This window comes from Streptomyces sp. NPDC052910 (assembly GCF_055585605.1).
This window is the reverse complement of the sequence record NZ_JBVJJR010000008.1, coordinates 285,283-296,880: the sequence shown is the minus strand read 5'-3', so window position 1 is coordinate 296,880 and position 11,598 is coordinate 285,283. Positions and strand designations below refer to the sequence as shown.

The window sequence follows — 11,598 nt, the reverse complement described above, 5'->3', positions numbered from 1 at the left end:
ATGGGCCCCCGGATGTCCGGGGTCCCATGACGGCGGGTGCGGTCCGATGACCTATGCGGCCCTACGGCCGGTAAGTGTTCGTGGGGGTGTCCCGGGCGTGTTTCCCGGGGCGTGCGTTCTCAGGGCCGGCCGATCCGGAAGCCGACGCCGCGCACGGTGACGATCCAGGAAGCGGAGCCCAGTTTGTTCCGCAGGCTGCTGACGTGGGTGTCGATCGTGCGGCCGGACCGGCTCCAGTTGTCGTCCCAGACCTTCGACATGATTTCCCGCCGGGACACCACGGTGTCCGGCTTGGAGACCAGGAGCAGAAGCAGGTCGAATTCTTTTCTGGTGACGTTGACGACTTCGTCGTGCAACCGGATTTCACGGGCTCCCGGGTCGATGTGAAGAGGCCCATAGGAAACGGATTTCCCGGTCGGCTGAGCCGGACGTGCGCGCCGCATGACCGCTTCGATACGGGCGGCGAGTTCCTGGAATCCGTACGGCCTTACCACGTAATCGTCCGCACCGGCCCGGAGCCCCAGTACGCAGTCCAGTTCGGTTCCCCTGGAGGAAACGGCGATGATGGGCGTCTCGCTGGCGGCCCGAATGCTCCGGCAGACCTCGAGACCGTCGAGATCGGGCAGTTCCAGGTCGGTGAGCACCAGATCGGCCGCGGGATAGGTGGCCAGCGCTTCCTGTGCTGTGCCCACATTGCGGGTTTCGTATCCCTGTCGACGCAGGTTGTGGGCGAGAGATTCGCCCACACTTGTATCTCCTGCCACCACGAGCACATGCATTGGCGCCCCCCGAGCGCTGTTCCAACAGGTAGTTGAATGGTAACAGCGCAACGGGCCCGGCCAGGTGCATTGTGTACCGAATCACAATGAACGCGCGAGTAAGCTTTCGTACGCCGGGCACGGCCGTCCGGCATCGCAATGGGGCATGAAAGCGGCCGGAATCCAGACGTTCCGCCGCAGGGGGTGACGTCCGATATCCGGAGTAATGGCGGGTGCTAATCAGAGAAACCGGACGGAGTGCCGGTTTCCGTGCCGACCGCCGCCGTCACGGAACGCGCGGAAGGGAAATGCGCGGTATGCGCTCCGGGTCGGAGAGGTGAATTCACGGGCGCGGAACGGGCGCCGCCGCCCCTGCGCCGCGCCGGCGCCGGGAGGCGGGTGGCTCCCGCCCCGGACAGGCTTCGGCGAACTCCGGCGCAACGGGTGCGCAGACGCTGCGATCGCCGCCGGGCCGCCGCGTAGGTGAGGGGGCGGCACGCCGGACAGCGCGAAGGCGTACGGCACTTGTGGCCCGTCGCCGGTGACTGCCGGTGGGGTGTGTGAGGCGCTGGTGGGGAGTCGCGTTCCGGCGGGCGCGTGGCTCGGCGGCCGGAAGTCTCCGGACGACGCCGGGCACGCCGGGCCCTCCGAAGCGGGCCCGTAGGGATGGGGCTCGCCGTGGCCCGACCCGCTGGGGTCCGGCCTTCAGCCGCCCGTCACTCCGTGAGCCGGTCCTGCGAAAACCGGCTTCGCGTGAGCCGGCCGCGTGTAAGCCGGCTCTCTGTAAGCCGGAAACGCGGCGCCGTCGTCTTCCCTGAAATCGGCGAACCCGCACCGAGGACTCCCCCTGCCGACCTGCTGTGGAACGGAATCGGAGATCGCTAGGCCCGTGCTCCATCGGCGGACCCAGCCGTACCACATTGCGATCTTGGGGGCCGCGCGGCGAGCGTTATCGGCGCCGCGCATCCCGAGAACTCGTACCCAGCCATGCCTCTTACCCCCGTGCCTGACGAGTAGGGGGTCATAGTAACCAGGCGACTCCCGGCGGGCAAGAACAATCGTTCTATCATCTCCGGCTTTACTGGAAGTGCCATCCTTTATCCGCCTGTTCTCCGGTATCGGCTCACAAAGCCTCTTACCTCGCCCCGAAAGCGAAAAGCGGGCAATGGGCCCAACCCGCCCACGGTCACCGGGAAACCGGTGGGGGAGGAGGCGACCCCACGGCGATACCCGGCCTCTCGCTCCTCACCATCGGCACCACGGCCATGACGACGAACCTGCGGCTGGCCGGGGTGCTTGTGCAGGTGGATCCCGTGGCGCTGATGCGGCGTGGCGGCGGCAAGGGGTGCGGGGGTGCGGCGGATGCGGCGCCGGCCCGGTACGTCAACGGCCGGCCTTACGCCGCTTGCTTCCTGCCGGCCGTCGCTTTGAGTGGCGTCTTCTCCAGCGCGATGAAGGGGAAGTGCGCCGCACGTCCCGAACTCCTCGTTGGACGGCTGCCGTTGCCGACCGAGCGGTCTGTGATGCCCGGGCGCGGCGGCACCGGGCTGCCGGAGTGCCTCTTCGCGCCGCGGACGCACGAGAAGTCCCACGGCCGGAACGGTGATCTCGTCCGGCCGGCCGTCAAGTGCCGCGGCTGTGAGTACCTGCGGATCGCCTACGGTCCCGAGTGCGCCCGCCCCGAGAGCCTCGCTCGCCTTCGCGACCGCCACGTCGAGCACAACCGGTCGTCGCCCCTCCGTGCGTACGGGCTCGGCCTGGGGGTTCCGGACCGGCCGGCCGGCGGGGAGCCGCTGTGGCGGGTGCATGGGGCGGTGTTCGCGGTACTGGCCATGGGGCCGGAGCCGGTCGACTCCCGGTTGTGAGGCGGGACGCCGGCGGCCGGGGGTGGGCGGCTCGCGTCGCTCCGGCCCCCGGCGTCCCCGCACCCCTACGCCACGTGCCGCGCCCGGAACGTCCTCCGGTAGTCGTTCGGCGGTACGCCGACCGCCTTGGTGAAGCGGCGGCGGAGGTTGGCCGCCGTGCCCAGGCCGCAAAGTTCGGCCACGCGGTCCACGGAGGCGTCGCTCGCCTCCAGCAATTCCCGGGCCCGGGCGATGCGCTGGGCCTGGAGCCACTGCATGGGCGTCGTGCCGGTCGCCGCGTGGAAGCGGCGCATGAGCGTACGCGGGCTGGTGTGCGCGTGGCGGGCGAGGTCGGCGACGGTCAGGGGTTCGGCGAGCCGCTGTGTGGCCCAGTGCAGGAGGGGGGCCAGTGACTCGTCGGTCCGCCCGGGCAGCGGCGCCTCGATGAACTGGGCCTGGCCGCCGGGGCGGTGGGCTGGCGCGACGAGTTGTCTGGCCACCGCGTTCGCGGCCTCGACGCCGAAGTCCTGGCGGATCAGGTGCAGGCAGACGTCGATGCTCGCGGTCGAGCCCGCGCCGGTGACGACGTCACCGTGGTCGACGTAGAGGACCGACGGGTCCACCCGCACCGCCGGGTAGCGCTCGCTGAGCAGCCGCGCGTACCCCCAGTGCGTCGTGGCCGTCCGGCCGTCCAGCAGTCCGGTGGCCGCGAGGGTGAACGCGCCCGAACACAGCGACACCACGCGCGCCCCCCGCCGGTGCGCCTCGCGCACGGCGTCCACCAGCTCCGGCGGCGGGTCGCCGTGGACGTCGGCGGAGGCGGGGACGAGGACCGTGTCGGCGGTGACCAGGTCGTCGACGCCGTGCGGCGTCCGCGTGTGGAACCACGAGCGGGCGCGTGCGCCGCCCTCCGCCGTGCCGATGGCGCAGACGCGCAGGTCGTACCAGCCTTCGGGAGCGGCTCGGTGGTCCCGCTCGGTCCGGTCCGAGCCAAAATCGTCCGGTCCGCGCGAGCCGCTCGACCGGCCGGCGTGGGTCGGGGCGTGGGTCGGGCCGGCGGCACCGCCAGGCCCCCCGGTGCCACGGCGCCCACCGGCACCCGTTCCGGTGCCGGAGCCCGCGATGACGGCGTCATCCGGCCCGAAGCCGCTACCCGGAGGCCCCAAGCCGTCGCTCGTCCCGAAGCCGCCTCCCGGCCCGGACGCTCTGCTCGACTGCCAGCCGTTGCCCGAGCCGAAGTGGTCACCCGGCCCGAGTGCCTCACCCGGCCCGAGTGTCCCGCCCGGCCCGGACGTTGTCCCCGGCCCCGAGCCACCGCCCGAGCCGAAGCGGCCGCCCGGCCCGGACACTCCGCCCGGCCCGGAACCACCGCCCGAGCCGACGTCGCTTCCCCACCGCAGCACACCGCCCCTGCCGAAGATGTCGGTCCCGAACACATGGCACGGGATGGCCAATTCGAAGAACGGCATGCCATCAGTGGCTGCCACGGCGATCGAAGGCATGGCAGCAATGTACCGGGCGTTGTCATTACTGCCACTCGTGGCCGGACGCCACCCTCCCGATGCTGGGGTGCATGAAGTCCCTGCCGGAGCGCGTGAAGCCGCTGAACTCCCCGCCCACACCCCGTCCCACACCCCGTCCGACCCCCGGTCCCGGGCCCCGCCCGGAGCCCCCTTCCGCCCCCGTCGCCGACCCGCGCCGCTGGCTGGTGCTCGCCGTCGCGTCGGTCGCGCAGTTCCTCGCCGTACTCGACGTGTCCGCCGTCAACGTGGCCTTCCCCGTGATCGGGGAGGACTTCCCCTCCGCCTCGGCGGCCGGGCTCTCCTGGGTGCTCAACGCGTACACCATCGTGCTCGCGGCCCTGCTCATCCCGGCCGGACGGCTGGCCGACGTGCTGGGGCGGAGGCGGTCGTTCCTGATCGGCCTCGCCCTGTTCGGTCTGGCCTCCGTCGGCTGTGGCCTCGCCCCCGGGCTCGGGTGGCTGGTGGCCGCGCGGGTGGCGCAGGGCGTCAGCGCGGCCCTGCTCGTCCCCACCTCCCTCTCCCTCGCGCTGCCCGCGTTCTCCGCCGCGGAACGCGCCACGGCCGTGGGCATCTGGACGGCCATCAGCGCCCTGGCGGCCAGCGCGGGCCCGGTGCTCGGCGGTCTTCTCGCGGCGTCCGACTGGCGGTGGGTCTTCCTCGTCAACGTCCCGGTCGTGCTGGCCGCCCTCGTGGCGGGCGTCCGCCTGCTGCCCCGGCCGGCGCCGTCCGGCCGCCAGGGCTGGGACCCGCCGGGAACGGCGCTGGTGTTCGTCGCGATCGGCGCTCTGACGACCGTCGTCGTCGAGGCCGAGGACTGGGGCGGCACCTCGCCGGCCACGCTCGGCGTGCTCGCCGCCGGCCTCGCGGCGACCGCGCTCGGCGTCCGCCACGTGCGCCGCGCCCCCGAACCGGTCGTCGACCCCGCCCTCTTCAGGACCCGGGGCTTCACGGCCGCCACCGTCGGCCTGTTCGCCTACTTCCTCGCCTACTCGGCCATGCTGCTCGCCGCGTCCGTGCTCTGCACCGACGTCTGGGGCTGGTCGGTACAGCGCTCCGGCCTCGCCCTGACCCCCTGGCCGGCCACGGTGCTGCTGGTGTCGTCCCTGTCCGGACGGCTCGTCGGCGCGCTCGGCGAACGGGCCGTCGCCGCCGTGGGCGCGGCGAGCTTCACGGCCGCCCCGCTGTGGTGGCTGGCCGTCGCGGACGGCGCCCCGCACTACGCCACCGCGCTCGTCCCCGGCCTCGTCCTGGCGGGCGTCGGCACGGCACTCTGCCAGTCGGTGATGTTCGCGGCGGCCGGCCGGCTGCCGGAGCACCGGATGTCCCAGGGCTCCGGAGTCCTGATGATGTCCCGACAGGTCGCCACGGCCCTCGGCGTGGCCGTGCTCGTCGCCCTGGGCGGCGGCGCCCACCGGCTCGGCCTGGACGCGCTCCGCTCCGGCTGGGTGTTCGCCGCGGTGGCCGCGGCCCTCGCGCTGCTCGCGTGCCTGACGTTCCGCAGTGCCACCACCCGGCGCGCCTGACGTTCCGCAGTGCCACCGGCGCGCCTGACGTTCCGCCGCGTCGCCGGTGTGCCTGACACTCGCCGTGTTCGACGTCCCGCCGTACCGCCCGACGCGTCCGAGGTTCCGCCGCGCCGCCCGGGGTGATCTCACCTGAATCAGGTGAGGATGGAGGGATGGGATTTCATGTCGATTCCGAGGCCGGGCGGCTGCGGCGGGTCATCCTGCACCGCCCGGACCTGGAACTGAAGCGGCTCACCCCGTCCAACAAGGACGCCCTCCTCTTCGACGACGTGCTCTGGGTCCGCCGCGCACGCGCCGAGCACGACGGGTTCGCCGACGTGCTGCGCGAGCGCGGCGTCGAGGTGCACCTCTTCCAGGATCTGCTGGAGGAGAGCCTGCGGGTGCCCGCCGCGCGCACGCTCGTCCTGGACCGCGTCTTCGACGAGAAGGAGTACGGCCCGCTGGCGACCGATCCGCTGCGCGCGGCCTTCGAGGGGATGCCCGCCCCCGAGCTGACGTCCTGGCTGGTCGGCGGGATGACGAAGCGCGAGTTCCTGGAGCGGCACGCGGAGCCGGTCTCCGTCCGCTTCCATGTGATGGACCTCGACGACTTCCTGATCAATCCGCTGCCCAACCACCTCTTCACCCGTGACACCTCGGCCTGGATCTACGACGGGGTGTGCATCAACGCCATGCGCTGGCCCGCCCGTTGGCACGAGACGGTGCATTACGAGGCGGTCTACCGGCACCACCCGATGTTCGCGGCCGACGACTTCCACGTCTGGTCCGAGGGCCAGGCCGCCTACCCGTCGACCATCGAGGGCGGGGACGTGCTGGTGATCGGGCGGGGCGCGGTGCTGATCGGGATGAGCGAACGGACGACGCCGCAGGCCGTGGAGATGCTGGCCCACCGGCTGTTCGCCACCGGCTCCGCCCGGACCATCGTGGCGCTGGACATGCCCAAGCGCCGCGCGGTGATGCACCTGGACACGGTGATGACCATGGTGGACGGCGACACCTTCACCCAGTACGCCGGGCTGGGCATGCTGCGCTCGTACACCATCGAGCCGGGGGTCGGCGAGCGGGAGCTGAAGGTCACGGACCACCCGCCGGCCCATATGCACCGGGCCATCGCCGCCGCCCTGGGGCTTGACTCGATCCGGGTGCTCACCGCGACGCAGGACGTGCACGCGGCGGAACGCGAGCAGTGGGACGACGGCTGCAACGTGCTGGCGATAGAGCCGGGCGTGGTCGTGGCGTACGAACGCAACGCGACGACCAACACCTTCCTGCGCAAGCATGGGATCGAGGTCATCACCATCCCCGGCAGCGAGCTGGGCCGGGGGAGGGGCGGGCCGCGTTGTATGAGCTGCCCGGTGGAACGGGATCCTGTGCCGTAGGAGGTGGGTAGGGCGGCGGAGAGGCGCGTAGGTGAGCCGCAGGTGAATGCGGGGAAGTCGGTGGTCTCAGGGATGTGAGGATCCGAGGAGTCGTGTGAGACGGCAGGGGCCGATGGAAGCCCGTGAGAGGATGCGTGCATAATATTGCGACCAAGCGCATAGAATTCCAGCGCGGCGGCGTATGGCGCGCACTGTGTGACACGACCGCGTGGCACCACCGCGTGACACGCACCGCGTCACAGGCGTCGCGCCCGGCGCCCACGGCATCCAGGGAGTCCTCATGGCCACAGACCTCGCGGGCCGCGGCCTGCTCAAGGAGACGGATCTCAGCCCCGAGGAGTTCCACGGCCTCGTCGAGCTGGCCGCCGAGCTGAAGGCCGCCAAGCGGGCCGGCACCGAGACGCCCCGGCTGACCGGGCGCAACATCGCGCTGGTCTTCGAGAAGACCTCCACCCGCACCCGCTGTGCCTTCGAGGTCGCCGCCGCCGACCAGGGCGCCCGTACCACCTACCTGGATCCCTCCGGCTCCCAGCTCGGCCACAAGGAGTCGGCCCGGGACACCGCCCGGGTCCTCGGCCGGATGTACGACGCCATCCAGTACCGGGGTCACGCCCAGGAGACGCTGGAGGAGCTCGCCGCCTACGCCGGAGTGCCCGTCTACAACGGGCTCACCGACATGTGGCACCCCACCCAGATGCTCGCCGACGTCCTCACCGTCTCCGAGCACACCGCCAAGCCCCTGGAGCACGTGGCCCTCGCCTATCTCGGCGATGCCCGCTACAACATGGGCAACTCCTACCTCGTCACCGGCGCCCTCCTCGGCATGGACGTCCGCATCGTCGCCCCCGAGGAGCTCTGGCCGGCCCCCGGGATCGTCGAGGAGGCGCGGCGGCTCGCCCGCTGGAGCGGCGCCCGCATCACGCTCACCCAGGACGTCGCGGAGGGCGTCGCGGGTGCCGACTTCGTCGCCACCGACGTCTGGGTCTCGATGGGCGAGCCCCGCGAGGTGTGGGACGCCCGGATCGCCCTGCTCGCCCCCTACGCCGTCACCATGGACGTCCTCCGGGCCACCGGCAACGCGGCCGTGAAGTTCCTGCACTGCCTGCCCGCCTTCCACGACCTCGGCACCTCCGTCGCCCGCGAGATCCACGAACGGCACGGCCTCACGTCCCTCGAAGTCACCGACGAGGTCTTCGAGTCCGTGCACTCCGTCGTCTGGGACCAGGCGGAGAACCGGATGCACACCATCAAGGCGCTGCTCGTGTCCAGCCTGGCCCGCCCCGAGGAGTCCGTCCTGCCCATCGCGCACTCGTGACGACAGTCACACATCGGTGATAGCTTCGCCGGGCAGGCACCAGCCCACCCGGCTGAAGGAGGCCGTGCCCGATGAGCCCGTTCACCGGATCAGCGTCCACGACCGAGCAATGGCGGCACCTGCGCCTGACCGTGGACTCCGGCGTCGCCACCGTCACCCTCGCCCGACCGGACAAACTCAACGCCCTCACCTTCGGCGCCTACGCCGACCTGCGCGACCTGCTGCCCGAGCTCGCCCGGGACGGCTCCGTGCGGGCCCTGGTGCTGGGCGGCGCGGGGCGCGGCTTCTGCTCCGGCGGGGACGTGGACGCCATCATCGGCGCCACCCTCGCCATGGACACCCGCCGGCTCCTCGACTTCAACCGGATGACCGGCCAGGTCGTCCGGGCCCTGCGCGAGTGCCCGTTCCCCGTCGTCGCGGCCCTGCACGGCATCGCCGCCGGCGCCGGGGCGGTGCTCGCGCTCGCCGCCGACTTCCGCGTCGCCGACCCCACCTGCCGCTTCGCCTTCCTCTTCACCAGGGTCGGCCTCTCCGGCGGCGACATGGGCGCGGCCTACCTGCTGCCGCGCGTCGTCGGCCTCGGTCACGCCACCCGGCTGCTGATGCTGGGCGACACCGTGCGCGCGGCCGAGGCCGAACGCATCGGGCTGATCAGTCAGTTGGTGCCGGAGGGCGAGGCGGCCGACGCGGCCCTCGTCCTGGCCCGCCGGCTGGCCGAGGGGCCCGCCCTCGCCCTCGCCCAGACCAAGGCCCTGCTCGCCGCCGAGCTCGACATGCCGTTCTCCGCCGCGATCGAACTCGACGCCGCCACCCAGGCGCTCCTGATGAACAGCGCCGACTACGCCGAGTTCCACGCGGCGTTCACCGCCAAGCGCGCCCCCGAGTGGCGGGGCGAGTGAGGTGCGCGTCGCGGTCATCGGCGGCGGGCCCGGCGGGCTCTACACCGCCGCCCTGCTGAAGCGGCGGGACCCCGGCCACCGGGTCACCCTCTGGGAGCGCAACGCCCCCGACGACACCTTCGGTTTCGGTGTCGTCCTCTCCGACGAGACGCTCGGCGGCATCGAGAGCGCCGACCCCGACGTCTACGCCGCGCTCCGCCGGTCGTTCGTCCGCTGGGACGACATCGACGTCGTGCACCGGGGGCACACCCTGCGCTCCGGCGGCCACGGCTTCGCCGCGCTCGGCCGCCACCGGCTGCTGCGGATCCTGCACGAACGCTGCCGCACCCTCGGCGTCGACCTGCGGTTCCGTACGGAGGCGCCGCCCGCCGCCGAACTCGCCCGCACCCACGACCTCGTCGTCGCCGCCGACGGCGTCCACAGCGCCACGCGGGCCGCCCACGCCGACCACTTCCGTCCCACGCTCACCACCCACCGCTGCCGCTACATCTGGCTCTCCACCGGTTTCGCCTTCGACGCCTTCCGCTTCGAGATCATCGAGACCGAGCACGGCGTGATGCAGTTGCACGGCTACCCCTACGCCCCCGACGCGAGCACGGTGATCGTCGAGATGTGCGAGGAGGTCTGGCGCCGGGCCGGCTTCGACCGCCGCACCGAGGCCGAGACCCTGCGCGCCTGCGCCGGACTGTTCGCGGAGGCGCTGGGCGGGCGCCCGTTGCGCGCCAACCGCTCCGCCTGGACGGCCTTCCGTACGGTCGTCAACGCCCACTGGTCGTACGGGAACATCGTGCTTCTCGGCGACGCCGCCCACACCGCCCACTTCTCCGTTGGCTCCGGCACCAAGCTGGCCGTCGAGGACGCCCTGGCCCTCGTGGGGCGGGTCGCCGGATCCGGAGCCGACGTTCCGGGCTTTCGGCCCGGCGGCCCCCACCCCCACGCTCCCGCCTCCGCCCCCGCCTCCGACCCCGACGTCCCTGCGGCCTTGGCGGCGTACGAGGCCGAGCGGCGCCCGCTCGTCGAGTCCACCCAGCGGGCCGCCCGGGCCAGCCTGGAGTGGTTCGAGGATCTGGCCTGGCGGCGACGGAACCGCACGCCCCGCCGGTTCGCCTTCGACCTCCTCACCCGCAGCCGCCGCGTCACCCACGACAACCTCCGGCTCCGCGACCCGGCGTTCGTCGCCGCCGTCGAGGAGGAAGCCGGCGTACCGCCCGGCACGCCACCCATGTTCACCCCGTTCACCCTGCGGGGACTGACCCTGCGCAACCGGGTGGTGGTCTCGGCGATGGACATGTACTCCGCCATCGACGGCACGCCCGGCGACTTCCACCTCGTCCACCTCGGAGCGCGCGCCCTGGGCGGCGCGGGGCTGGTGATGACGGAGATGGTCTGCGTGAGCCCCCGGGGACGCATCACCCCCGGCTGCACGGGCCTGTACGCGCCCGCGCACGAGGCGGCGTGGCGCCGCATCACCGACTTCGCGCACGAGGCCGCCCCCGGTACGGCCATCGGCGTCCAGCTCGGCCACTCCGGCCGCAAGGGGTCCACCCGGCTGATGTGGGAGGGCATCGACGACCCGCTGCCGGAGGGCGGCTGGCCGGTGGCCGGCCCGTCACCGCTGCCCTACCGGCCGGGCGTCAGCCAGGTGCCGAAGCGGCTCGACACCGACGAACTGCGGCGGATCAAGGACGACTTCACGGCATCCGCCGCCTCCGCCGCCCGCGCCGGCTTCGACCTCCTCGAACTGCACTGCGCCCACGGCTACCTGCTCTCCTCCTTCCTCTCCCCGCTCACCAACCACCGTGACGACGCCTACGGCGGCGACCTCACGCGCCGGCTGGCCTACCCCCTGGAGGTCTTCGACGCGGTACGCGCCGTCTGGCCCGCCGACCGGCCGATGACCGTCCGGATCTCGGCCACCGACTGGGCCCCCGGCGGCACGACCGCCGACGACGCGGTGACCGTCGCCCGCGCGTTCGCCGCGCACGGCGCGGACGCGGTGGACGTCTCGACGGGCCAGGTCGTCCCGGACGAACGGCCCGCGTTCGGCCGGTCGTACCAGACGCCGTTCGCGGACCGGATACGGAGCGAGGCCGAGGTCCCGGTGATCGCCGTCGGCGCGATCTCCTCCTGGGACGACGTCAATTCGCTGATCCTCGCCGGCCGTGCCGACCTGTGCGCCCTCGGCCGCCCCCACCTCTACGATCCGCACTGGACGCTGCACGCGGCGGCGGAACAGGAGTACAGCGGGCCGGGGGTGGTCTGGCCGGTCCAGTACCGGGCGGGGAGCCGCAGGCCGCCGGTGGGGCGAAGGACGTGACGGGCCCCGCCCGTCTCCCGCCCCGAGTGCCCCCGCC

At 72.6% G+C, this 11,598-nt stretch carries 7 protein-coding genes and 1 pseudogene; 6 read left to right on the top strand and 2 right to left on the bottom strand.

Going from position 1 to position 11,598, the window contains the following annotated elements:
* Positions 1 to 119 precede the first annotated feature (119 nt).
* Positions 120 to 779, bottom strand: coding sequence for a response regulator transcription factor (locus tag ACZ6X9_RS26960; protein WP_469780591.1), 660 nt, complete (start codon positions 777 to 779; stop codon positions 120 to 122).
* A gap of 1,265 nt (positions 780 to 2,044) precedes the next feature.
* Between ACZ6X9_RS26960 and ACZ6X9_RS26955 the strand changes: the two are divergent.
* Positions 2,045 to 2,623: pseudogene (locus tag ACZ6X9_RS26955) on the top strand (hypothetical protein); the annotation flags it as partial.
* Positions 2,624 to 2,688: 65 nt separating this feature from the next.
* On the opposite strand, the gene ACZ6X9_RS26950 reads toward ACZ6X9_RS26955, so the two are convergent.
* Positions 2,689 to 4,104 carry a GlxA family transcriptional regulator gene (locus ACZ6X9_RS26950; RefSeq protein ID WP_469780590.1) on the bottom strand — a complete coding sequence of 472 codons (1,416 nt, stop codon included), beginning with the start codon at positions 4,102 to 4,104 and terminating at the stop codon, positions 2,689 to 2,691.
* A 71-nt stretch (positions 4,105 to 4,175) separates the two neighbouring features.
* Between ACZ6X9_RS26950 and ACZ6X9_RS26945 the strand changes: the two genes are divergently transcribed.
* The 5 genes from ACZ6X9_RS26945 to ACZ6X9_RS26925 all read left to right on the top strand — a co-directional run bounded on the left by ACZ6X9_RS26945 (position 4,176) and on the right by ACZ6X9_RS26925 (position 11,561).
* Entirely contained in the window at positions 4,176 to 5,648 is a 1,473-nt protein-coding gene (locus ACZ6X9_RS26945; RefSeq protein ID WP_469780589.1) for an MFS transporter, read from the top strand.
* A 155-nt stretch (positions 5,649 to 5,803) separates the two neighbouring features.
* Entirely contained in the window at positions 5,804 to 7,030 is a 1,227-nt protein-coding gene (locus tag ACZ6X9_RS26940) for an arginine deiminase (protein ID WP_469780588.1), read from the top strand.
* A 280-nt stretch (positions 7,031 to 7,310) separates the two neighbouring features.
* On the top strand, positions 7,311 to 8,345 hold the full coding sequence (gene argF, locus ACZ6X9_RS26935) for an ornithine carbamoyltransferase (protein WP_469780587.1): 1,035 nt from the start codon (positions 7,311 to 7,313) through the stop codon (positions 8,343 to 8,345).
* 71 nt (positions 8,346 to 8,416) lie between these two features.
* Positions 8,417 to 9,244 carry an enoyl-CoA hydratase family protein gene (locus ACZ6X9_RS26930; RefSeq protein ID WP_469780586.1) on the top strand — a complete coding sequence of 276 codons (828 nt, stop codon included), beginning with the start codon at positions 8,417 to 8,419 and terminating at the stop codon, positions 9,242 to 9,244.
* A gap of 1 nt (position 9,245) precedes the next feature.
* Positions 9,246 to 11,561 (top strand): bifunctional salicylyl-CoA 5-hydroxylase/oxidoreductase, encoded by a 2,316-nt coding sequence (locus ACZ6X9_RS26925; RefSeq protein ID WP_469780585.1) that lies wholly within the window; start codon positions 9,246 to 9,248, stop codon positions 11,559 to 11,561.
* Positions 11,562 to 11,598 lie beyond the last annotated feature (37 nt).